The 22,967-nt window shown below is 68.2% G+C and carries 23 protein-coding genes and 5 tRNA genes; 2 read left to right on the top strand and 26 right to left on the bottom strand.

Annotated elements, in window-relative coordinates; all coding sequences use genetic code 11:
* The 26 genes from VGK32_16855 to VGK32_16730 form a co-directional block, all read right to left on the bottom strand.
* A partial coding sequence (locus tag VGK32_16855; GenBank protein HEY3383440.1) for a GTP-binding protein occupies positions 1-141 on the bottom strand: 141 nt, incomplete at its 3' end.
* Between the two features lie 75 nt (positions 142-216).
* A tRNA-Thr gene (locus tag VGK32_16850) sits at positions 217-292 on the bottom strand.
* 97 nt (positions 293-389) lie between these two features.
* Positions 390-464: transfer RNA gene (locus tag VGK32_16845), tRNA-Gly, on the bottom strand.
* Positions 465-702: 238 nt separating this feature from the next.
* Positions 703-789 (bottom strand) — tRNA-Tyr (locus VGK32_16840).
* 138 nt (positions 790-927) lie between these two features.
* Positions 928-1,004, bottom strand: a tRNA-Thr gene (locus tag VGK32_16835).
* Positions 1,005-1,112: 108 nt separating this feature from the next.
* A complete protein-coding gene (gene rlmB, locus VGK32_16830) occupies positions 1,113-1,844 on the bottom strand; it encodes a 23S rRNA (guanosine(2251)-2'-O)-methyltransferase RlmB (protein ID HEY3383439.1) in 732 nt (243 codons plus the stop codon).
* Complete coding sequence (gene gltX / locus VGK32_16825) at positions 1,841-3,337, bottom strand: glutamate--tRNA ligase (GenBank protein ID HEY3383438.1); 1,497 nt, start codon at positions 3,335-3,337, stop codon at positions 1,841-1,843. Before gltX ends, rlmB begins: the two co-directional genes overlap by 4 nt.
* Positions 3,338-3,370: 33 nt before the next feature.
* On the bottom strand, positions 3,371-4,543 hold the full coding sequence (gene ispD / locus VGK32_16820) for a 2-C-methyl-D-erythritol 4-phosphate cytidylyltransferase (protein HEY3383437.1): 1,173 nt from the start codon (positions 4,541-4,543) through the stop codon (positions 3,371-3,373).
* 14 nt (positions 4,544-4,557) lie between these two features.
* Positions 4,558-5,193, bottom strand: a complete 636-nt coding sequence (locus tag VGK32_16815; protein HEY3383436.1) for a phenylalanine--tRNA ligase beta subunit-related protein — start codon at positions 5,191-5,193, stop codon at positions 4,558-4,560.
* Positions 5,194-5,264: 71 nt separating this feature from the next.
* A complete protein-coding gene (locus VGK32_16810; GenBank protein HEY3383435.1) occupies positions 5,265-5,999 on the bottom strand; it encodes a lysophospholipid acyltransferase family protein in 735 nt (244 codons plus the stop codon).
* Positions 5,996-7,186: a PIN domain-containing protein gene (locus VGK32_16805; GenBank protein ID HEY3383434.1), complete on the bottom strand. Its 1,191-nt coding sequence runs from the start codon at positions 7,184-7,186 to the stop codon at positions 5,996-5,998. The genes VGK32_16810 and VGK32_16805 overlap by 4 nt, the downstream gene beginning before the upstream one ends.
* An 81-nt stretch (positions 7,187-7,267) precedes the next feature.
* Complete coding sequence (gene radA, locus VGK32_16800; protein HEY3383433.1) at positions 7,268-8,656, bottom strand: DNA repair protein RadA; 1,389 nt, start codon at positions 8,654-8,656, stop codon at positions 7,268-7,270.
* A gap of 114 nt (positions 8,657-8,770) precedes the next feature.
* Entirely contained in the window at positions 8,771-9,907 is a 1,137-nt protein-coding gene (gene alr / locus VGK32_16795) for an alanine racemase (GenBank protein HEY3383432.1), read from the bottom strand.
* A gap of 45 nt (positions 9,908-9,952) precedes the next feature.
* Positions 9,953-11,293, bottom strand: coding sequence for a replicative DNA helicase (gene dnaB / locus VGK32_16790; GenBank protein HEY3383431.1), 1,341 nt, complete (start codon positions 11,291-11,293; stop codon positions 9,953-9,955).
* A gap of 151 nt (positions 11,294-11,444) precedes the next feature.
* Complete coding sequence (locus tag VGK32_16785) at positions 11,445-12,158, bottom strand: CDP-alcohol phosphatidyltransferase family protein (protein HEY3383430.1); 714 nt, start codon at positions 12,156-12,158, stop codon at positions 11,445-11,447.
* Entirely contained in the window at positions 12,155-13,705 is a 1,551-nt protein-coding gene (locus VGK32_16780; protein HEY3383429.1) for a sodium:solute symporter family protein, read from the bottom strand. The genes VGK32_16785 and VGK32_16780 overlap by 4 nt, the downstream gene beginning before the upstream one ends.
* Positions 13,706-13,891: 186 nt before the next feature.
* A complete protein-coding gene (gene rplI, locus VGK32_16775; GenBank protein HEY3383428.1) occupies positions 13,892-14,389 on the bottom strand; it encodes a 50S ribosomal protein L9 in 498 nt (165 codons plus the stop codon).
* A 13-nt stretch (positions 14,390-14,402) separates the two neighbouring features.
* The gene (gene rpsR / locus VGK32_16770; GenBank protein ID HEY3383427.1) at positions 14,403-14,708 is read right to left on the bottom strand and encodes a 30S ribosomal protein S18; all 306 of its coding nucleotides are present in this window, start codon (positions 14,706-14,708) and stop codon (positions 14,403-14,405) included.
* Between the two features lie 2 nt (positions 14,709-14,710).
* Positions 14,711-15,133: a 30S ribosomal protein S6 gene (rpsF, locus tag VGK32_16765; GenBank protein ID HEY3383426.1), complete on the bottom strand. Its 423-nt coding sequence runs from the start codon at positions 15,131-15,133 to the stop codon at positions 14,711-14,713.
* A gap of 126 nt (positions 15,134-15,259) precedes the next feature.
* The gene (pth, locus tag VGK32_16760) at positions 15,260-15,844 is read right to left on the bottom strand and encodes an aminoacyl-tRNA hydrolase (protein HEY3383425.1); all 585 of its coding nucleotides are present in this window, start codon (positions 15,842-15,844) and stop codon (positions 15,260-15,262) included.
* A 14-nt stretch (positions 15,845-15,858) separates the two neighbouring features.
* On the bottom strand, positions 15,859-16,554 hold the full coding sequence (locus VGK32_16755; GenBank protein HEY3383424.1) for a 50S ribosomal protein L25: 696 nt from the start codon (positions 16,552-16,554) through the stop codon (positions 15,859-15,861).
* A 52-nt stretch (positions 16,555-16,606) separates the two neighbouring features.
* Entirely contained in the window at positions 16,607-17,560 is a 954-nt protein-coding gene (locus tag VGK32_16750; protein HEY3383423.1) for a ribose-phosphate pyrophosphokinase, read from the bottom strand.
* Positions 17,561-17,619: 59 nt separating this feature from the next.
* Positions 17,620-17,693, bottom strand: a tRNA-Gln gene (locus VGK32_16745).
* Positions 17,694-17,796: 103 nt separating this feature from the next.
* The gene (gene ispE / locus VGK32_16740; GenBank protein ID HEY3383422.1) at positions 17,797-18,711 is read right to left on the bottom strand and encodes a 4-(cytidine 5'-diphospho)-2-C-methyl-D-erythritol kinase; all 915 of its coding nucleotides are present in this window, start codon (positions 18,709-18,711) and stop codon (positions 17,797-17,799) included.
* 68 nt (positions 18,712-18,779) lie between these two features.
* Complete coding sequence (locus VGK32_16735) at positions 18,780-19,586, bottom strand: hypothetical protein (GenBank protein HEY3383421.1); 807 nt, start codon at positions 19,584-19,586, stop codon at positions 18,780-18,782.
* Positions 19,583-21,598 carry a tetratricopeptide repeat protein gene (locus VGK32_16730; GenBank protein ID HEY3383420.1) on the bottom strand — a complete coding sequence of 672 codons (2,016 nt, stop codon included), beginning with the start codon at positions 21,596-21,598 and terminating at the stop codon, positions 19,583-19,585. The genes VGK32_16735 and VGK32_16730 overlap by 4 nt, the downstream gene beginning before the upstream one ends.
* 82 nt (positions 21,599-21,680) lie before the next feature.
* On the opposite strand from VGK32_16730, the gene VGK32_16725 reads away from it, so the two are divergent.
* Both VGK32_16725 and VGK32_16720 read left to right on the top strand, forming a co-directional pair.
* The gene (locus VGK32_16725; protein HEY3383419.1) at positions 21,681-21,854 is read left to right on the top strand and encodes a Trm112 family protein; all 174 of its coding nucleotides are present in this window, start codon (positions 21,681-21,683) and stop codon (positions 21,852-21,854) included.
* A 6-nt stretch (positions 21,855-21,860) separates the two neighbouring features.
* Positions 21,861-22,946, top strand: a complete 1,086-nt coding sequence (locus tag VGK32_16720; GenBank protein ID HEY3383418.1) for a glycosyltransferase family 9 protein — start codon at positions 21,861-21,863, stop codon at positions 22,944-22,946.
* Positions 22,947-22,967: the final 21 nt, after the last annotated feature.

Below are 22,967 nucleotides of genomic sequence, written 5' to 3'. Positions count from 1 at the left end.
ATACGACACATACTTCGCCCACCCCTTGTCCGCCGCCACCTTCGTCAGCGCCGCCGTCAAGGTGGTCTTGCCGTGGTCGATGTGGCCAATCGTCCCAACGTTCACGTGCGGTTTCGAGCGGTCAAATTTTTCTTTCGCCATGCGCGTGATCCTCACGGTCGCCCGCCTTCGCGGGCACCGCTGACGCGGCACCCGCTACGGCGTGACGGGCTGAACTGGAGCCGATGACCGGGCTCGAACCGGTGACCTCGTCCTTACCAAGGACGCGCTCTGCCTACTGAGCTACATCGGCAACGGGACTGCGAATACTCCGTCCGCCTTCGCGTTCGCCGGTCACTCGCGGCAAACGCTTCGGCGGGACAGACTTCACTCGCTTCGCGAGCGAAGTCTGGAGCGGGAGACGGGGATCGAACCCGCGACCAACAGCTTGGAAGGCTGTGACTCTACCACTGAGTTACTCCCGCTCACTGGTCCGCCTTCGCGACGCTCCGTCTCGCGACGCTCCGTCTCGCGCCGCTTCGACGAGACTCGCTCGCTATGCGATCTCGCCTGTCTCTCCGACGTTCGAGGGTCGCTGATGTCCGCGCGACCCGGTCTTGCCTGCCTGGCCGAAGCCCGGAAAACCACTCTCGGTTGCCCGCCTACGCGGCGCGAAGCGCCGGTGCGGCGTGGCAGCCTCCGCCTGCATCTCCGAGCGAAGGCTGGTGGCGAGGGGAGGATTCGAACCTCCGAAGCCACTGGGGCGACAGATTTACAGTCTGTTGCATTTGACCGCTCTGCAACCTCGCCAACCCTCTCGCTCGCGGGGGGCCATCCGGCCGATTGCCTCTGTCGTCGTACCCATGCGCCAGGGCCACCCCATCGTCGGTCGGTCTCGTCCCTGCGGGCGCTCGTCTCGCGACCGACACGCATCGCCCGCCAGGCCGATGGAGCTGGCGAAGGGATTTGAACCCCCGACCGGCTGATTACAAATCAGCTGCTCTACCGGGCTGAGCTACGCCAGCCAGACGAAAGGACTTAATGTAGCACATCCTGTGCCAATGGGCAACTGGCAAGAGCCTCCGGCCCGACACTCCAGGCCGCCCGGACGGTACCCGCGACCCTCCGGTTGCCTACCCCTGCCGCCGGGCGGCCGCCGCCCGCTGTCGCGCCGCCTCGAACAACACGACCCCCGCGGCGACGCTCACGTTCAAGCTGTCCACGTGTCCGCCCATCGGAATCGACACGAGGTGGTCGCACTTCTCCCTGACCAGGCGCCGAAGGCCGGTGCCCTCGGCCCCCAAGATGAAGGCCGTCGGCATGGTCAGATCCAATCCACTATATCGCTCCGCGGCGTCCCCCGCCAGCCCGATGGTCCAGACACGCGCCGCCTTCAGTTCCTCGATCGCCCTGGCGATGTTGACCACCGTGGCGATCCTGACGTGCGCGATGGCTCCGGCCGACGCCTTCGCCGCGGCCCCGTCGAGCGCCGCCGCGTGTCTGGTCTGCCGGACGACGCCATCGACACCCGCCGCATCGGCGACGCGGAGGATCGCGCCGAAGTTGTGCGGGTCTTCCACGCCGTCGAGCACCACGATCAGCGGGACAGCCGCGGCCTGCGCAACGAGCTCACCAACGTCGTACTCCGGGGCCTGGTCGATCTCGGCGACCACGCCCTGGTGCCTGCCGCCGCCGGCGGCGCGATCGAGGTCCGCAGCATCCACGTGCTGCACGGGAACCCGAGCGGTGCCCGCGAGCCGGAGCACCTCCTGCATGCGCCCGTCCGCGCGAGCCGAGACGCGAAGGCTCCGCACGCGACGAGCGCGCAAGGCTTCGATCACCGGGTTCAGGCCGTAGATGATCACGACAGTGCCGCCGCGAAGGCTGCCGCGCGCTCCCGGCAGCCCAGGATCGGCGCCAACCCGCAATCGATCGGCAATTCGGCGCCGCGGTCGATTGCCGGCACGGCGACATCCAATTCCGGACCGCCCGCTTCGCCGGTGAGCGCGACGCGAATCGGGTGGAAGAGCCCCTTGGCCTTCTGTCCCGTTTGCTGCTTCACCGCGGCGACCACCGCACGGAAGCGTTCCCGGTCGATCAACCGCTGTGCGCCGGACAACTCGCGCGCCAGGGACTCGATCACCGCGCGTGCTCCGTCGTGCGCCAGCACCTCGGCGACCTCAGGCCTGGCGAGGGCCTGTGCCGGATCGAAACGGAACAGGAACGCCAGCCGGGCCGGGATCTCGTCGAGACGATCGACGGAGCCCGATCCCATCGGCACGACGGCAGTCAGGTACTCGAGCGCGGCCCCGCGCGGATCGCTGACGAATCCGTCCTTGCGGAAGAACGCGAGTGCGAGTCTCGTCACGCGGGCCGGGTCGGCCATTCTCAGGTAATGGCGGTCGACCCACGCGAGCTTCTCCTCGTCGAACACGCCCGCGCTGTGCCCGACCGCCTCGATCGAAAAGCGTCGCGCCAGCTCGTCGACCGGCAGCAGTTCATCGTCGCCGCCCGGTGACCAGCCGATGAGCGCGAGGTAGTTGACCAGCGCCTCCGGCAGGTAGCCCTTCGCGCGGAACTCGGCGACCGAGGTCGCGCCGTGCCGCTTCGAGAGCGGCGCGTGGTCGGGCCCCATCACGAGCGAGAGGTGCGCGAATCGTGGCGCGGCGAAGCCGAGCGCCTCGTAGATCAGCAACTGCCGGGGCGTGTTGGAGATGTGATCCTCGCCCCGCACGACGTCGGTCACCTCCATCAGCGCGTCGTCGATCACGACCGCGAAGTTGTAGGCCGGCATGCCGTCGGACCGGACGAGCACCGGGTCGCCGATGACGCTCGTCTGAAAGACCACTCTGCCGCGCACCAGGTCCTCGTACGCGACTTCGCGATCGGCGGGGACCTTGAAACGCACGACCGCGGGCTCACCGGCATCGACGCGTGCGCGGGCGTCCGCGGGTGCGACGTGACGGCACGCGCCCGAGTACTGCGGCGGCTGCCCGGCCGCGAGCGCCGCCTGACGTTCGGCTTCGAGCCGCTCCGCGGAACAGAAGCAGTGGTAGGCGCGGCCGCCCTCAATCAACTCGCTCGCATACGACTTGTAGAGGCGCAGGCGCTCCGACTGGCGATACGGTCCATGCGGCCCACCATGGTCCGGCCCCTCGTCCCACTCGAGTCCCAGCCACCGCAGGTCGTCGAGGATCGCCTCCTCCGACTCGCGCGTCGACCGCTCGGTGTCGGTGTCCTCGATGCGGAGGATGAACGTCCCGCCGCTGCTCCGCGCCATCAGCCAATTGAACAGGGCGGTGCGGGCATTGCCGACGTGAAGGTGACCGGTGGGGCTCGGTGCGAAACGTACTCTCATGTGTCTGTCCAGACCCGGAAGCGCGAACACGCCTCATGGCACCCGTTCGAGCAGCGCGACCGCGTGCACGGCGATCGCCTCGCCGCGGCCGGCGGCGTCGACGCCCTCGTTCGTCTTCGCTTTCACGCTCACGGCGTCGGGCGCCAGCCCGAGCACCTCGGCGAGCCGCGCGACCATCGCCGCGCGGTACGGCCCCAGCATGGGCCGTTCCACGACGAGCGTCGCGTCGACGTTCACGACGCGGTAGCCCCGGCCGGCGACCAGCGCCACCACCTGCCGCAACAACTCGGTGCTGGACGCGCCGCGCCACCGCTCGTCGGCGTCCGGAAAGTGCTGGCCGATGTCGCCGGCGGCGGCCGCGCCGAGCACCGCATCGGTGATCGCGTGGCACAAGGCGTCGGCGTCCGAGTGCCCGGCGAGGCCACGATCGCTCGGGATCGTCACGCCGCCGAGGATCAGCGGGCGTCCTTCGACCAGCCGGTGCAGGTCGTACCCCGACCCGATCCGCAACCCGCTCCGCGACGAACCCGGCTTGTCCAACAGCGCCTCCGCAATCGCGAGATCCTCGCGCGTGGTCACCTTGATGTTGCGCGGCGATCCCTCGATCAGCCGGACCGGGTGGCCCGCACGTTCCGCCAGCGCGGCCTCGTCGGTCGCATCCACCTGACGCCCCAACGCCACAGCGTCGCGGAGCACCTCGCGCCGGAACGCCTGCGGCGTCTGCGCGAGGAACACCGACTCGCGCGGCAGCGTCCGTTCGATCACACGCCGGTCATCGCCGGTCCCGGCGGGCGACCACTTGACCGTGTCGCGAGCCGCGACCGCGGCGATCGCCGCCCCCGACTCGCGGGCCGCGTCGATCGACCGTGCGATCATCCGAGCGTCCACGAACGGCCGCGCCGCATCGTGGATCACCACCACGTCGCTCGCCGGCGACGTGGCCTCGAAGCCGTTCGCCACCGAATCCTGGCGCCGCAGCCCGCCGGCCACCACCTTCACGCCGACGCCTCGCAGGTACGACGGCGGATCCTCCGCGACATCGGGCGGCACGACAACGACCACCTCGTCCACGCACCCGCAACCGAGGAACGCCCGCACGCTCCACTCGAGCATCGGCCGGCCGCCGATCGACAGCAGTTGCTTCGGCACGTCGGCACCGAGACGACGGCCCCTTCCTCCGGCTGCGATGATCGCGGAGACAGACATAGCGCAACCTTTGATTATATGACGAGTCGGAGGGTTTCGCGGCCCCCGCCAAACTCGGTGATGCGCGACGCGGTGAGCGCGAGCGCGGCGTGCACGAATTCGGACGGCAACTCGCGGGGTGCGTAGATGACGGCCAGCACCCTCGTGGTGGCGGTGGTCACCATGCTTCGCGCCGAATCGGCGGAAGGGTTTCCGAACGGCCCCAGGCGGTCGGCCAGTGTCAGCCGGCGCTCGACGTGGACGACGTCCTTCCGGATGCCCGCGTACTCTTCGCCGGCTGCGCCCATCCGCAACTCGACGTCCCCCTCGATCCTGTCCGCGTCGTACAGGCCGTAGGGCACCTGCAGTTCGAGCGAGCACCAGTTGCAGATGTCGACCAGCGCGTTGATGCGAGGCAGCGGCGCGCCGCCCATCACGCGCCGAAGCAGCGCCTCGGACGAGGGACGCCGCCTGGTCGGGTCGAGGCCGACCGCGCGGTACATCGCCCGCACGGCCGCCCGTTCGGCCGGCGGCTCGAGCCGCACCCGCGCCTCGGCTTCGGCGAGAGGCGCGTCCAGGCGCGGCTCGTGCTCGACGACGGCAACCTCGTCGAATGCGACGGCGGCGAGAGTGACGACCGACGAAAGCACAGGAGAGAGGGATAGGCGCATGTGACACGCAGATGCAACGGGTGCCGGCGCCGCTCCCGGGCGCGAGCGGGACAGGCGTCTCGCCCGTCCGGTCAGCGGACAGGTTCGTCGACGTCCGCGCGGACGATCTCGCGGACCCGCTTCGCGAGGTCCCGCGCCCCGGCCGCCGTCTCTTCGAGGTCCGTCGTCTGGATCGGGTCGTGGACCACCAGCCGCACGTGCCCGGGGCACGTCATGAGCCGGTTCTTCAGCATCACGTGGCGGCTGCCACTGACCGACAGCGGCACAATCGGAAGTCCGGCCTGGATTGCCAGGAGGAAGCTGCCGCCCTTGAACCGCCCGACCGTCCCGTCCGCGCTGCGCGTCCCCTCCGGGAACACGATGAGGGACAGGCCCTGCGTGACCAGTCTCTTCCAGCGCTTCAGAATCCCCAGTGGATCCGGCTTCTTCCGGTCGACGAGCAGGTGCCCGGTCCGGCTCAGGTGCCACCCCAGGAACGGGAACTTCCCGAGCGACGCCTTGGCGATGATCCGCAGTTGCCAGGGAATGTTCCAGAAGATGATCGGGATATCGTAGATGCTCTGGTGGTTCGACACGAAGATGTACGTCGTGCCGGGCGAGAGACGCTCCAATCCGTGGAGCTCCACCTCAACGCCGGTCGTCCGCAGAATCAGCCACGACCAGGCCCGCGCGCAGCGGTGCGCGAAGAATCCCGTCCGATCGAACAGGCTCGACGCGATCGACAGCGTGCCGAGCACGATTGAGTACACCGCGATCGCGGGGATGAGAAAGAAGACAGTGCGCCACCAGTGGAAGGGGGGAATCACTTCCGTTCCGCTGCCCTGTCTTTGTCTCCCCCACCCATTGGTGCGGCGGCGAGCGCGGGGCCGTTTGACTTCGGCGCGACGTTTCCAGAGGGCACCGACGATGCGGTGCCGGCCGCGTTCGTGGCCGCCTGCGCGCCTCCCGCCTGCTGCAAGGGCGGATTCGATACCGCAGACGAAGGCATGCTCTCGATGTAGCGACCGAAGATCATCTTGCCCGCGGTCGTCTGGAGGACGCTCGTCACCACCACGTCGATCGTCTTGCTGATCATCCTCCGCGCGTTGTCCACGACGACCATGGTCCCGTCGTCGAGGTAGGCCACGCCCTGGTTGTACTCCTTGCCTTCCTTGAGGATGAAGACCTTCATGATCTCGCCGGGCAGCACGACCGGTTTGAGCGAGTTCGCGAGCTGGTTGATGTTCAACACCTCGACGCCGCGCAGTTGCGCCACCTTGTTGAGGTTGAAATCGTTCGTGACGATCTTGCCCTGGAGCGTGCGTGCCAGCTCGATCAGCTTGAGGTCCACTTCGCGGACCTCCGGGAAGTCGACGTCGGAGATCACCACTTCGACGCCCGACATCTTCTGGATCTTCTGCAGGATGTCGAGGCCGCGTCGGCCGCGGTTGCGCTTGAGCGCGTCGGCCGAGTCCGCCACCAACTGGAGTTCTTTCAGGACGAATTGTGGGATGACGAGCGCACCGTCGATGAAGCCGGTCTCGCAGATGTCGGCGATCCGGCCGTCGATGATGACGCTCGTGTCGAGCACCTTGTAGCGCCGCTGCGGACCCGCCGCGCGGAACAGGCCGATCAGGCGCGCCGGCTCGAGCCACTCGCCCTTCCGCGCACCCATGACGGTGCCGAGGTACGGCAGCACGAGCAGGATCAGACTACGCAGGAACGCGACCCGACCATCGCGTGCGTCTGCCCAGGCGAGCGCCGCCTCGATCGTCTTGGCAATCGCCAGGCCGACGACGCCACCGAGCAGCGCCCCGAGCATCGTCGTGACCGGGGCCTCCTTGAGGCGGAGTTCGAAGATGATGATCAGGCCGGCGAGCGCCAACCCGAACAGGACGTTCACGAGCACGGTCGCGCCCGCCGCGAGCCCGAGGCTGGCCAACGGCTGGAGCAGGCCGGCCGTGAAGCCGACCGCCGCGACGAACAGCACACGCGCGAGTATGAACCACGTCATCGGGGACCCCCCCGCGTTTCTACCAACAGGATGAATACGCCCCGCCGGCGGCGACCGAACTCGCCGTCGTCGGACACACGGCTACTCGAAGAGCGCGTCGAGTGCTTCACCAACGCCTGCGACGCCGACCAGTTGACACCCGTCGCCGCCTGGCAGGTCGCGCGGGTCGATGTTGCCTTTAGGAAGGATACAGCGAGTGAACCCCATCTGTGCAGCTTCTCTCACACGTCGGGCAGCCTGAGTCACCGCCCGAATCTCGCCAGCCAGGCCAATTTCGCCGAAAACAGCCGTCTTCTGCCGCACCGGGCGGTTGCGGACGCTCGAGGTGATGGCCGAGGCCACCGCCAGGTCGGCGGCCGGTTCGTCGATGGTCATGCCGCCGGCGACGTTGACGAACACGTCCTCGCCCACCAGATTGAGGCCCGCCCGTTTCTCGAGCACCGCCAGCAGCAACGACAGGCGGTTCTGGTCGACGCCAATCGCCATCCGCCGGGCGTTCCCATAGAGGCTGCTGCTGACGAGGGCCTGGACTTCGACCAGGATCGGACGCGACCCCTCGATGCAGCAGACGACCGCCGATCCGGGCGACGCGGCGGGCCGCTCGGCAAGGAAGAGTTGCGAGGGGTTCGGCACCGGCCGCAGGCCCGTCCCTGTCATCTCGAACACGCCGAGTTCCGATACTTCGCCGAACCGGTTCTTGACCGCGCGGATGATCCGGTGGACGTGATGGTGCTCACCCTCGAAGTACAAGACCGTGTCCACGATGTGCTCGAGCGACTTCGGGCCCGCGAGGCTGCCCTCCTTCGTGACGTGGCCGACGAGGAACGTCGGCAAGTTGTGGCCCTTCGCGGTGAAGAGCAACTGAGTGGCTGCCTCACGCACCTGTCCGATGCTGCCCGGCGCCGACTGAAGCTTGAGCGAGAAAACGGTCTGGATCGAGTCGACCACCAGCAGCGCCGGCTTCAGACGGCCGGCTTCCTCGAGGATCCGCTCGAGGCACGTTTCAGCCAATAGATAGAGCGGCGCGTCACCGACACCCAGCCGTTCGCCGCGCGACTTCACCTGATGCTCGGACTCCTCGCCCGAGCTGTACAGCACGGGTCCCACGCGCCTGGCGAACGAGGCGGCCACCTGCAGCAGGAGCGTGGACTTGCCGATGCCGGGCTCACCGCCGAGCAGCACCAGTGAGCCGGGCACGATGCCGCCGCCGAGCACGCGGTCGAACTCCTCGATGCCGGTCGGCAGCCGCGGCGCGTCGGCCATCTGGATGTCGGCGTACAGCCGTGCGCCACCCCTGTTCGCCAACGCGTAGCGGGACGCGCCGATTGCCTCGGCCCCTGGGGCCACCGGTTCCTGCACGCGCTCCTCGACGAGCGAGTTCCAGGCTCCGCAGTCGGCGCAGCGCCCCATCCACTTGGGCGCCTGCGCCCCGCACTCCTGGCAGACGAACACCGATTTCTTGTCTTTCATCTTCGGGCCCGGGCGCAGCCTGCTACGCCCCTACCGGGACGGCGCTTTTCCTGCTGGGTTCTCGCGGCTCACTTCTGAATTCTCACTTCTGAATTCTGGCTCCTGGCTCCTGTCTCAGTCCGTCCCATCATATATCCGCTCGATCCGTGCGCCGATGCGGCACAGGATTTCGTACGGGATCGTGCCGATCGCGTCAGCCATCTCGCGGACGGTGATCTCGTCGTGTCCCTGGCTTCCGAGGAACACGACCTCGTCGCCCGGCTCTGCCGGCAGTCCGGTCACGTCGACCGCGAGCATGTCCATCGATACGGCGCCGACTATCGGCGCCCGACGGCCGGCCACCAGCACGTGGCCGCGACCGCCCAGCCGCGTATCGAGCCCGTCCGCGTAGCCGGCCGGGACGGTGGCGACGAGCCGCGGCGTGTCGGGCACGAAGCGGCCGCCGTAGCCGACGCTCTCCCCCGCCCGCACATTCTTCACGGCGACGATACGGCTGCGAAGCGAAAGCACCGGCCGCAGCGTTACCGGAAGCCCGGTGCCGAACGGCGCGACGCCATAGAGCAGGATGCCGGGCCTGACGAAGTCGAACCACGTGCGCGGATCGCGAACGAGCGCGGCGCTATTGGCCGCGTGGCGGGCAGGTGGGTGCACGCCCATCGCGTCGAGGCGCCCGATCGCCTCGTCGAAGCGCCGGCGCTGCGTGTCGAACAGCGGATCGAGCGGATCGTCGGCCGTCGCAAAATGGGTGTAGACGGCGGCCAGATCGAGGTTGGGGCTCGCAAACAACTCCGGCAGCGTGCGTTGAAGATTGTCGTGGCGGAACCCGAGCCGGTTCATGCCGGTGTCGATCTTCAGGTGATAGCGCAGGCGACGATTCCGCGCCGCCGCGGCCGCCTGCAGCGCGCGTCCTGCGGCCGGCGTCGAACAGGTCGGCGTGAGGTCGTGCTCGAACAGGCCCGCCAGGTCGCTCACGCTCAGGGCGCCGAACACCAGGATCCGCCCTTTCACGCCAGCCTGCCGCAGGACGATCCCCTCCTCGACGTCCGCGCACGCCAGCATCGTCGCGCCCGCCTGCTCGAGCGCCTGGGCGACATGGCGCGCGCCGTGGCCGTACGCGTTCGCCTTGACGACGGCGACGATGTTCGGCGAACGGCGTTCCGGCGACGTTCGGCTGTCGAGGAAGGCTTCGATGGCGCGGTAGTTGGCCTGAAGCGCGGCAAGATTGACGTGGGCGACGGTGCAGCGGACCACGGGGGGATTGTACGATCTTCAGCCGTCAGCGTTCATCCTTCATCGCTAGGCTCCGGGCGCGAGGTTCTCGAAGCGCGTGCGTTCGCGGATGAAGGCGAGCTTCACGGTATCGGTTGGGCCGTTGCGCTGCTTCGCGATGATGATCTCCGCGACGCCCTGCGTCTCCGCTTCCCGGTTGTAGGCATCCTCGCGGTAGATGAGCAATACGACGTCGGCGTCCTGCTCGAGGGCGCCCGATTCGCGGAGGTCGGAGAGCAGAGGCCGGTGGTCGGAGCGCGCCTCCGGCGCGCGGCTCAACTGCGACAGCACGACGACGGGAACGCTCAACTCCTTGGCCAGGCCTTTGAGTGAACGCGAGATGGCGCCCAGTTCCTGAGTGCGGTTGTCGAAGCGGCCCCGCCCCTGCATCAGCTGAATGTAGTCGATCACCAGGAGGTGCAGGCCGTGTTCGGCCGCGAGGCGCCGTGCCTTGGCGCGCATCTCGAGCACGCCAATCGACGGGGTGTCGTCGATGAACACCTTGGCCTCGCCCAGCACGCCGAGGGCGTGCGTCAGCATCTCCCAGTCGTCGGTCCGCAGAAACCCGGTGCGCAGCCGGTGGCCGTCGATCTGGGCCTCGGACGACAACATGCGCAGGAAGAGCTGCTCCTTCGACATCTCGAGACTGAACACGCCAACCGTCTTCTTGACCTTCGTGCCGACGTGCTGCGCGATGTTGAGCGCGAGGCTGGTCTTGCCCATCGACGGCCGTGCCGCGACGATGATGAGGTCGCCCTTCTGGAAGCCCGACGTGAGGTTGTCGAGTTCCTCGAATCCCGTCGGGACGCCGGTGATGAGCTGCTTCTCTTCGTGGGCCTTCTGGATGGCCTCGACACTGTCCTGTGCGATGTCGTAGAGCGACACGAACCCCGAACGGATGCGCCCTTCGGCAATGCGGAAGATCGACTGCTCGGCGCGGTCGAGGATCTCGGCGGCGTCCTGGTCGGCCTCGTACGCATCGACCACGATGGTGTTGGCCGCGGAGATCAGGTTCCGCAGGACGGACTTCTCCTTGACGATCTTCGCGTAGTGCTCGACGTTGGTCGCGCGCGGCACGCCATCGACGAGCGACGCGACGTACGCCGGTCCGCCCACGGCGTCGAGATCACCGGCGCGTGCCAGCTCTTCCTTGAGCGTGACGAAGTCCACCGCGGCCCCGCGTTCCGAGAGCGCGATGATCTTGTCGAAGATCCGGCGGTGCGCGTCGCGGTAGAAGTCCTCCGGCACCAGCAGTTCGGCCGCCAGGTTGTAGGCGTCGTTCTGGATCAGGATCGCGCCGAGCACCGATCGCTCGGCCTCGAGGTTGTGCGGAAGGACACGTTCGGCAGCGTTTGCGAGGTCAGCCACGGGAGTCAGAAGTCGGACATCACGGAGTACCAGCCCGAGGCCACGGGGCGTCAGTCGGAGGCCACGGAGTGCCAGTCGAAACCACGAGCCGTCGGTCGAGAGCGCGGCGCCTGGAGCCCAGAGTCGAGAGCCCAGAGCGTCAAGTTGAGAGTCAGGGAGAAAGTCTACCACGCCAGTGGCGAACGGAGACCGTCCACGACGCCAGCATGTAGTAGGCCGGAAACGCGAGCGAGACGAGCACCAGCCAGGACGGCGCGGCTTGCCCGCGCCAGACGATGACGACGAGCGCGACAGCCCAGATCAACGCGAGGACATTCGTGACGGTGCTGAGCGGACCTGCGTGCGATGGATACAGGTAGCGAGCCGGCGCGAAGGTCAGGATGGCGAGTCCAACGAGCACGACGACGACCCACGCCTCGGGCGGCCGGATCAGGTAGAGATACAGCGCCACGATGTTCCAGTACGACGGAAATCCGAGAAAGTAATTGTCGTCGGTCTTCGCCTCGACCTGGCAGAAGCCGTACGCGCTTGCGACCAGGGGCACGAGCATCCACAACGGGCTCGCGGCGCCGAGGACGCCCGCGCGCCACAGCAGGAGCAGTGGCAGGCACGTGTAGGTCTGGAAGTCGATCAGGTCGTCGAGGCGGCGGCCGTCGAATCCGGGCAGGACCTCCTTCACGCGAAAACGGCGAGCCAGCCACCCGTCGGTGGCATCGATCGCCGTCGCCAGCATCATGACCAGGAATGCCGCGCGCAACGCCGCGTCGCCGCCCCCGACGATGAGTACGGCGATACCTGCCGCACACACGAGGCCGAGCGCCGTGTAGGCGTGCACACACCAGGCGAGGACGCGGGCGCGTGTCATGCCGCCTCCACGTTGCGCAGCGGGCGGGGCGCGTCCCAGCGCCCCGTCAGCCGCGACACGACAGGCAGAAGCACGACGCCCGTCGCCGCCGCCATCGTCTTGAAGGGAAAGAGCAGCGATCCGTCGGCCGGGTCGTACCAGCTCGCCGCCGAGCCCGGGATGAACCGCGCCAGGAGTTCGGGGTAGTGAATCAGCGGCGGGACGCCGAACAGCGGCTCGCCACCGCCCAGGCGCAGGACCAGCGACACCGAGAACGCGACGATCGATCCGATGCGGTTCACGCGGGAATCGAACAGCGCAAAGACCAGCTGCGGGAACAGCAGCACGAAGATCAGGTCGCTCGTGAAGAACCAGAGCGTCTGCACGCTCCGGACATCCAGCGCAAGCACGGTGGCCAGCACGCCCAGCGCGACAATCGACAGGCGGATCAGCCGCGTCAACTGCACGTCGCCGAGCCGGGGCTTCCAGAGCCGATAGCAGCAGTTCCAGGTGAACATCGACGCGGCGGAGAGGATCGATGCACTGAAGCTCGAGGTGACCGCTCCGATGATCGCGCCAAGCCCGAGCAGCGCGACCCAGGGGGGCGTCACGTAGCGGAGGATCATCGGCAGCGCCTCGGCGGGCTGCGCCTGAATCTGCGCCAGTTGGTCCGCCGGCCACGCCACGCCCAATCCGCCGATGCCGATCAGGAGCGGCGGCACGGTGAACGCCATCGTGAGCAGCCCGGCCAGGATCGAATGCCATTGCGCCTTGGCCGGCGTCTGGCAGGAGAGCACCCGCTGGAAGTAGCAGTTCCACGGAATCCCGCCGAGCATCAGCATCGCGCTGACATCCCACCAGTTGATGATGGACGGCGTGCTCCATGTGCCGGCCGCCCGAAGCGGCGGCAGGAGGCCGACACCCGACGGCCGTGCGGCCGCGTAGGTCTGCCACGCATGCGCCATCCCGCCCGCGGCGGCGAAGACGAACGGCACCGCGACGACGAGACCGAGCGCCACCAGGGCCAACTGGAACGCATCGGTATAGGCGACCGACCACATCCCGCCCAGCATCGTGTAGAGCGTCACCACGATCGCGGACAGCAGGATCGCCGTCGTCAGGGTCAGGCCCATCATCACGCCAAGCGTCGATCCGATCGCCACGAGCAGTTCGGCGCTCCAGAACACCTCACCGAGCAGCGCCGGGATCAACAGGACGACAGCCCAGCGCTTGCCGAAGCGCGCTTCGAACGGATCGATCAGCGTGGTGAAGCGGAAGTGGCGCATCCGGCGGGCGAAGAACAAGCCGCCGAGCACCAGGCTCACACCGAAGCAGAGGCCGCCCTGCGCGCCCAGAGCGAGTCCCGACTTGAAGGTCCCTTCGACCGTGCCGAGCAGGTAGCCGCCGTCCACCCACGTCGCGGTCATCGTGAAGACGGCGAGCCACAGTGGCATGGCACGGCCCGCGACGAGGAGATCGCTCCACGCCCCGCCCCGCGCTCTCCGGGCCGCGACGACGCCAATCCACAGGAAGGTGCCGTAGAGGCACAGCAGCGCGACCATGGCCATAGGGGATCACCGAGCCGGACCAGGCATGGTAGCGCAGAACGGTGAAGTGAGAAGGGAGAAGTGAGAAGCCAACCGCCAACGGCGGACGGGCAGGGGCCCGGCGCGGGGGCGACCCTCATGGCCGCCCGTCAACAACGGTTACAGGCGTGAAGGGCGGGCTCGCGGCCCGCCCCTGCGCCTGTCAACCTATTCGGCTGGCGCTGGCGGTGCCGCCGGTGCGGCCGGAGCCGCGTGCTCGGCGCCAAGCGCCACGATCTTGACCTTGACGTGCGCCGGCACGTCGTGGTGGATCCTGACCGGCACCTCGAACTCGCCGATGGCCTTCAGCGGTTCGTGCAGAACGATCTTCCGCTTCTCGATGTCGAACTGCTTCTCGGCCAGCGCGTCGGCGATGTCCGCCGAGGTCACCGACCCGTAGAGCGTATCGTTCTCGCCCACGCGGCGGGCCAGGACGATCTCGACCGCCGCCAGCTTCGCGGCGATCGCTTCCGCATCCTGGCGCTCGGCCAGCTCGCGCGCCTCGGCGACCTTGCGCTCGCGCTCGATCTGCCGGCGGTTCTGCTCGTTGACGGGCAGGGCCAGCTTGCGCGGCAGGAGGAAGTTGCGGGCGTAGCCGTCCGCCACCTTCACCACGTCGCCGCGGCGGCCCAGGTTGTCGATGTGTTCACGCAGAATGACTTCCATGGTCCGTCACCTCTCAGTCCGTCACGTAGGGCACGAGGGCGAGCTGACGGGCCCGCTTGATGGCCGTCTGCAGCGCGCGCTGGTGCGGCGCGCACACGCCCGAGATTCGGCGCGGCAGGATCTTGCCGCGATCCGGCACGAACGGCATCAGCATCCGCACGTCCTTGTAGTCGATGTAGTCGATCTTCTCGGAGCAGAACTTGCACACCTTGCGGCGGCGGAAGAGCGATCGCCGCTGCCCGGTTCCCTTGTCTGCATTGCGCGACGCGCTTCCACGGCCACGCCCGCCACCACCACCTCGTCTCTGTTCGTCCGCCATTGCTATACCTCCGCGTCATCGCGGTCGTCGCCGCTGTCAGAGTAGTCACTTCCGTGGCCCATTCCCTCGCCTCCGGGAGGCCCGGTCCGGACCTTCCGCCGCGAGCGGGTGCGCTCGGCAGCCCGCAACTCCTCGTCCACGCGGACGACGAGGTAGCGCAGGACCTTCTCACTGACCCGCAGGCGCCGCTCGAGCTCCTTCATCAGCTCGCCGGAACCGTTGATCAGCTCGAGGACGTAGACACCTTCCTTGTGCGGCCCGATTTCGTAGGCCATCTTGCGGCGGCCCCAGTTCTCGGACTTCACCAGTTCGCCGCCGATGCGGGCGATCTGGGCCTCGACCTGCGTGTGCAGATCGGTGACCTCCTGCTCGCTCGCGTCGGGCGAGACAATGTAGACGAGTTCGTACTGTCGCGTTGCGCTCATGATTCTCCTTCTGGACGTCAACGAGCAACGGCCACCACACGGTGGCAAGGAGCCGATGGGTCAATACAGGGTTGGATTGACAGTCGGCTGGAGTCCTCTCACTTGGGCGGGCACGGAGGCCCGCCCCTACTCGGACACATCGTCGGCCGGGCCGTTGAAGCGGTTCATCACCCGCTCGATGCCCTCGGCGACGAACATCTCACTCGCGTCAGCCGCGCGCCCGATCGACTCGGTCACCACCGGTCGCTCGTCCGCGTCGAACCCGGCCAGGACGTAGTCGGCCAGGTCCCGTCGAGGATCGCCGCGACCGACGCCCACACGCAGCCTCGCGAATTCCTGCGTCCCCAACTGCTCGATGATCGACCGGAGGCCGTTGTGCCCACCCGCCGACCCGCCCGGTCGCACACGCAACCGTCCGAGCGGCAGGTTCACGTCGTCGGCGACCACGAGCAGATCGCCGATCGCGATCCGAAAGTAACGGGCCAGTTCCGACACCGCGAAGCCGCTGAGGTTCATCATCGTCAGCGGCTTGAGGAGCAGCGTCCCCTCGGGACCGAACGACCGGGCGCGCGCCATCAGCGCCTCGGCCGGCGCGGCCTCGAATGTCGTCCCGAACCGCCGCGCCAATTCGTCCGCGATCGCGAAGCCAATGTTGTGGCGCGTGTCGCGGTACTTCTTCCCCGGGTTGCCGAGCCCCACAATCAGCTTCATCGAGCCGCCCGCGGCTACTTCTTGGCTTTCGTCTCGGGTTCCGCTTCCTCTTCCTTGTCGGTCTTGCCCTTCTTGATGACCTCTGGCTCAGCCGGCACGGCCGCCACTTCACCCTCGGCCGGCGTCGGCTCGGCCTCGGCCTTCGGGGCGACGATGTGGATCAGCATGAGATCCACCTCGGCCAACGGCTTCCACTTGACGCTCTCGGTGATCTCCCGCAGGCGCACGCTCTGGCCCAGCATGAGGTTCGACACGTCCACCTCGATGTGCTCGGGGATGTCGCCCGGCAGGCACTCGATCTCGATCTCGCGGTGGACGAAGTCGAGCAGGCCGCCCTGCTGCTTCACGCCCGGCGCCTCGCCGCGCAGCACGATGGGAACGGTGACCTGGATCGCCTTGTCCATCGCGATGCGGTAGAAGTCGGCGTGCAGGAGGTGGTGCGTGACGGGGTCGAGCTGGTATTCCTTCAGCATCACCATCGGCGACTGGTCGTCGACCTTCAAGGTGATCAGGGTGTTGGCGCCCGACTGCGAGTGCAGGATGCGCATCAGGTCCTTCGGTTCGATCGAAATCGGCAGCGCCTCGGGCTTGCCCGATTCGTCCTTCACGCCCCCGTAGAGCACCGAGGGGAGCCGCCCTTCACGCCGGATGCGCCCTGCCTCGTTCTTGCCGAACCGATCCCGCTTGACGGCTTCAAGTATGGCTTCCATGTGTCAATCCTGTCCTTCCAGGCGCCCGGCGACGTGCGACGCGCGGGGAATGCTACACAAACAACGATGAAACCGAACTCTCCTCGTGGATGCTCCGGATCGCCTGCGCGAGCAGGCGCGCCACCGACAACACCACGATCTTGTCGCACCGCGCCCGCTGGTCGTCCAGGCGGATCGTGTTGGTGACGATCATCTTCTCGATCGGCGACTGCTCGATGCGGGCGATCGCGGGCCCGGACAGCACGCCGTGCACCGCGCACGCCACCACGCGTTCGGCGCCGTTCTTCTTCAGCGCCAGTGCCGCCTTCTGCATCGTCCCAGCGGTGTCGACGATGTCGTCCTGGAGGATGCAGGTGCGACCCTCGACGCCACCGATGACGTTCATCACCTCCGCCGCGCCCGTTTCCTGCGAGCGGCGCTTGTCCACGACCGCCAGTTCCGCCCCGAGCCGCTTAGCGTAGGCGCGCGCGCGCTCGGCACCCCCGGCGTCCGGCGCCACGATCGTCAGGTTCGGCAGCCGCTGACGCGCCAGGTGCTCGATGATGACCGGCGCGGCGAACAGGTGATCGACCGGAATGTCGAAGAAGCCCTGGATCTGCGCCTTGTGCAGGTCCATGGTCAGCACCCGGTTCGCCCCCGCGGCGCTCAACACGTTCGCGACGAGCTTCGCCGAGATCGGCACCCGCGGCTTGTCCTTGCGGTCCTGCCGCGCGTAGCCGTAGTACGGAATCACCGCCGTGATGCGCGCGGCCGACGACCGGCGGAACGCATCGATCATGATCAACAGCTCGACGAGATGCTGATCGACCGGGGGGCTCGTGGGCTGCACCACGAACACATCCGTGCCGCGGATGTTCTCGTCAATCTGGAACGACACCTCGGTGTCCGGAAAGCGGCTCAGTCGCGCCTGACCGATGGGAATCCCGAGATGACCCGCAATTTCCGCGGCCAGTTCGGGATGTGCGCTGCCGGAAAAGACTTTCAGCTCCGCGAAAGCCATCCTCATGCCCGCACCCTCGAGCCGTGCATCCTCACATCCTCCCGGGGGTCCTCTGCGTCGCGTCATGGCTGGGGCGGAAGGATTCGAACCTTCGATGCGGGATCCAAAGTCCCGAGCCTTACCACTTGGCCACGCCCCATCACCCGTCGCCGGCTGCCGCGCGTACCCTCCAGGCAGACGTACCCCAAGGCGTGGCCCGACAACGGCGGCGCAAACAGTTAGTGTATACGAGAGGAGACGGATCAGACAAGCAGGCGAGCCTGCCGCCTGGTCGCCGTCCGGGTCACGAGCGCACTCCAGCCGGCGGCGGTCAGGCGGTCGGCGGCGCCGCGTGCATCGACCTTGACGGTGAACAGACCAAAGACGGTCGAGCCGCTGCCGGTCATGGCCGTGTCTTCAGCGCCCGCCAGTTCGAGGAGGCGACGCACGTGGCCGATCTCGGGATGGCGGCGGGTGACCGGCGGCTCGAGGTCGTTGACGATCTGGTCGCAGGCCAGGAGGCTCGCACCGCACGGCAACAGGCTGGCGCGGGGGTCCTTCGCCGTGTCGATTAGGGCGACGCCGGTGTCCCTGCGTGCGTCGTTGTCCTCGTCGAACCACCGGAACGCATCCGGCGTGGAGACGCCGAAGGGCGGGAAGACCAGTACCACCCAGCGCGCCGTCGCGTCCACCAGCGGATAGATCTCGTCCCCACGTTCGAGGCCGAGCGCGGTGCCCCCGCACAGGAAGAACGGCACGTCGGCGCCAAGACGGGCGCCAAGCGCGAACAGCGCGGTGCGCGGCAGATGGGTGCCCCACCATCGGTCGAACGCCACGAGCGCCGCCGCGCCGTCGGAACTCCCACCACCCAGCCCGCCCTGCGCCGGGACCCGCTTGGACAACGTCACGCGCACGCCGTCCGGCTCGCCACCGCGGCCGGCTCCCTCTCGCCAAATCAACTGCGCTGCACGCACGATCAGGTTGCGGCTGTCCAACGGAATCCCGGGTGTGCGGCAGTCGAGCGTGAGCGGGCCCTCGCACGGCTCGAATGTCAGCGTGTCGTGCAGGGCCAGCGACTGGAACACCGTCTTCAATTCATGGAAGCCGTCGGGACGACGTCCCATGACCCTCAGGCTGAGATTGACCTTCGCGTGGGCGTGATAGGTGAAACTGGACATCGTCGGCTCTCGGCGCCAGACTCCTCGGCTCTCGGCCGGCTCCTGGCCCAGAGCCGGGAGCCGAGGGTCTACCTCTTTGCTCCCAGCGGCCCGGCGTTCCGCAGTTCGGTCACGCTCATCGCCCGGGCGTCGGGGGGAACCTTCACGGCGAACACGTCCGCGCCAAGTGGCACGTTGATATCCGCTTGGGCGACGGCGATGCGCAGGCCGGCCGCGGTCGCCCCGTCCGGGTCGAACCGCACGCGCGCCACCGCCGGAACCGGACCGGCCCCCAGGTCGTACTCCACCGTCATCCGCGGACGAACGCCCGCGCGCAGGCGCCACGCCTGTTGGCGGTCCTGCTGAAGGAACACCGCTCCACCGGAGGCCAGGTCCACCCGGGCCCAACCGCCCGAAAACCGATGCGCCCCGGTCGCCTGCGGATCCGGCGCCACGCAACCCGCCAGAATCGCCAGCAGCTCATCGGGGCCGAGTTCGATTCCGACCAACGCCTCGAGGATCGCCGCCGGCGACGTGTCGCGCACGACGCGATTGTCGCGCGGGAGGAGCAGCATCGCACTGGCGCCGTCAGCCACCAGCACGAACACCGGCGGGCCGAACGGCGCGATGCCTTCGAGTCGAATGCGTCCCGGCGCGGCGAGACCAACCGTGGCGCGCCCTCGCAGATTCCCGCCGCCGACCCGGCCGGTGATTGCCAGTTCCGCCGACAGCGTCCGCACCGCCCGACACCCGGCGGTGGCCTGCACGAACGCCGGCGAAAAGTCCGGAAACGCCTGGCCGTCGCCCGCAGGCAGTGCGAGGCCCCGCGGTGCGCACGCTGCGGACAGCGCGGCAAGGAGCACGCCCGCTGCGGCCCCAGCCGAGCGGGGCGTCACTGCTTCTCAGCCCGGTCGAGGGCCGACCGGAGCTTGCGATCGATCGCCGCCTTGTCGATCTGCTCGCCGTCGCCCTCGAGCGCGCGCTTCCAGGCCGACGCGGCCTCCCGGTAGCGTCCCAGCTTGAAGAGCAGGTCACCCAGGTGATCCTGAACGGCGGAATCGCGCACCCGCTGTTCGGCCGCCTGCCGCAGGTTGGTTTCCGCGAGGCCCAACTTGTTCAGCTTGAAATACACCCAGCCGAGGCTGTCCAGGTACGCGCCGTTGTAGGGATCGGTCCGAAGCGCCCGCTTGATGTAGCCGAGCGATTCGTCGAGCCGGTCGCCGCGGTCGGCCAGCATGTACCCGAGATAGTTCAAGGCCTGCGCGTGCAGCGGGTCCTTCGCCAGCACCTGGCGGAACGTGCGCTCGGCGTCGGCAAACCGCTTCCCTCTTTCGTACACGGCCCCGAGTTGGAACGTCACGGTGAGATTCGACGGGAACTGCTCCTGCGCCTCGCGCAGCACACGGGCGGCCGGTTCGAGTCGCCCGACCTGCATGTAGTACTCGGCGAGCGCGAGGTACGCCGACACGTCGCCGCGATGCGAGTCGAGGGCACCGGTCAGCAGACGCGCGCCTTCATCCCCCTGCCCCGTCTGTCGCAGCGCCTCGGACTGGAGGCGGAGCACGCGCTGATCTCCAGGATGCGCGGCGAGCCACGCCCGCGCCGCCTCGATCACCGCCGGGTAGCGCCGCGCCGCAAGGTGCGCCTGCATGACGTAGATGTCGATGGCGGTGTTGCCCGGCGACGAGGCGCGGGCGCGCTCGAACGTGGCAACAGCCTTGTCGTAGTCGGCAAGCTCGACGTACGCGAAGCCCAGATGGACGAATAGCGGCGTAATCTCGATGCCGCTCGCGCCCCGGTTGGGCGGCTTGGCGACCGCCGGCTCGAGCACCGCGACCACCTGACGGTACTGCTGCTTCTGCTCGAGCACGAGCGCCAGCGCGTACGGCCCGGTCAACGACGCGGGGGCGACGGCCAGCAACTCACGCGCGGTCTTCTCCGAATCATCCAGCTTCCCGGCCGTTCGCTGTGCCTGTGACAACAGGTACAACACGCGGGAATCTCCGGGGTTCGCCTGCCGAACCTGTTCGAGCACAGACAGTGCACGCCCGGACTTCGTGGCATCCCCGCCCGACAGCAGCGCTATCGCCAGGCGCGTCTTCAACTCGAGGCTCTTGGGATTGCGCGCGACGCCCTTCTCGTACGCCTCGGCAGCATCATTCCACCGCTGCTGGCGCTCGTATGCCTCGCCGAGCATGGGATAGAACTGCGGCTGCTCGGCCACGGTCGCTTCCAGCAGCTTCACCACATCGTCTGATCGTCCTGCCTGCGCGTACGCCTGGAGCAGCAATTCGACCGGCTCTGGCCGCCCGGCTTCATCCGTCACGACGGGGGTGAGCAGACCGATCGCCTTCTCCGCCTCGCCCGTCCGCAGGTAGAGGCGGCCGAGCATCAGGTCCATGCCCGACTGCGGCAGAAGAGTGGTCTTTCTCGCCGCCTCGAGGTGGGCCACCGCCTTGGCGGCGTAGGCCTTCGAATCGGAGTCGGCGCGCGTGGACGGATCCTCCACCCGGGCCAGGCTCGCATACACGATCCCGAGCACCCGGTGCGCCTCGGCGTTGTCCGGGTCGAGCCCCAGTGCGGCGTCGGCCGCGTCGATCGCCTCGCGAACGCGATTCTGCCTGGCGTAGGCCCCGCCGAGTTCGGCCTGGATCGCTGGTGACTTCGGGTCCAGGCGGACCGCTTCCTTGTACGCCGCAATCGCAGCGTCCGCGTCACCCTCGGATTCGAAGTGTCGCCCCAGCAGGAACTGATAGTAGGCGTCGGCGTTCGGCGGGGTCGGGGCCGAGAGGCCCTGGGCTGCCTGGGTCTTGATCGGCGCCTGCGTCGCCCAAGCCGCCACGGGAAGCCCGTCCGCCAGACCGGAACCCGCCAGCAGCCAGCCGCCGATGAACATGGAGAGGATCATCGGCTCGATTGTTCCATAAAAGGCCGGGAACGGATAGGGGCGGGCCGTTTTGGTATAGTTCCTCCAGACACAAGGAGGACACGTGCCTGTCGACCCTGAACTGCTCGAGATTCTCGTCTGCCCGGAGTGCCATCAGCCAGTGCAGCCGGTCCACGACGGGACCGGCCTGAAGTGCCCCCAGTGCCACCGCGTCTACCCGGTCGGCGACGACAACATCCCGGTGATGCTCGTCGAAGAGGCCAAGGTCGAAGACTGAGCCGCGGTGAACATCCTCCTCATCCGCCTGCGCCTGATCGGAGACGTCGTCTTCACGACGCCGATCATCCGCGCGGTTCGGCGGCACTGTCCGGCCAGCCGCCTCGCGTATCTGGTGGAGCCGCACGCGGCGCCGGTCGTCGCGGATAATCCGCACCTCGACGAGGTCATCGTCGCCGCCCGGCCGGAGTCCCGGGGCCGGCTCACGGCCGATGTCGCGCTCGCGCGCCGGCTCTACACGAATCGATACGACCTGGTCATCGACCTGCACGGCGGACCGAGGAGCGCGCTGCTCGCCTGGGCGACGCGGGCACCGCGGCGCATTGGATACACGATCACGGGACGGAGCTGGATGTACACTGAGCGTGTGCCGCGCGCGCGGGCGCTCCGGCCCCGCCACTCCGTGATGAATCAGTGGGACCTGATCGCGCCGCTCGGCATCCCGGCGCCGGATCCGGAGCAGGATGGAACAGAGATGCGGCCGTCAGCGGCTGCCATCGCGTCGGTGGGCGCCAAGTTGGCCTCTGCCGGAATCGACCCCGCGCGAGGGCGACCGATTGTGATCCACGTCAGCGCCGGGAACCCGTTTCGCCGCTGGCCGCCCCCCGCGTTCGTCACGCTGCTGACGCTGCTCGTCCGGCGCGACCCTCAACGACGGGTGATTGTCATGTCCGGCCCGTCGGAGCATGAGGCAGCCGCGACCGTCGGGCGCGCGGCGCGCGCCGAACTCGGCGCACTGGGTGCGGCGATCGTCGAGGGAATCGACTTCAACCTCGGCGAACTGCGTGCGTTGATGGACGTATCGTCGCTGTTCATCGGGGGTGACAGCGGACCGCTGCACGTGGCGGGAACGAGTGGTGTGCCGATCGTCGGGGTGTACGGGCCGACGCTGGCCGCGCGCTCGGCGCCGTTCCGGCCGGCGCGCTTCGTGACCGAGTCGCTCGAAGTCACGGATCTTCCGTGCCGGCCTTGCGATCAGCGCCGGTGCGAGCCGGGAGACTTCCGTTGCCTGGGCCTGATCACCCCCCAACAGGTCGCCGAGGCCGCGGAACGAGCAATCGCGAATCTCGGAATTGCCATCGGTCGCGACTGATTGGTCCCGACCCCAATGCCC

Source organism: Vicinamibacterales bacterium, from assembly GCA_036504215.1.
In the GTDB taxonomy this organism is placed as follows: domain Bacteria; phylum Acidobacteriota; class Vicinamibacteria; order Vicinamibacterales; family Fen-181; genus FEN-299.
This window is presented reverse-complemented; position numbering and strand designations above follow the sequence as displayed.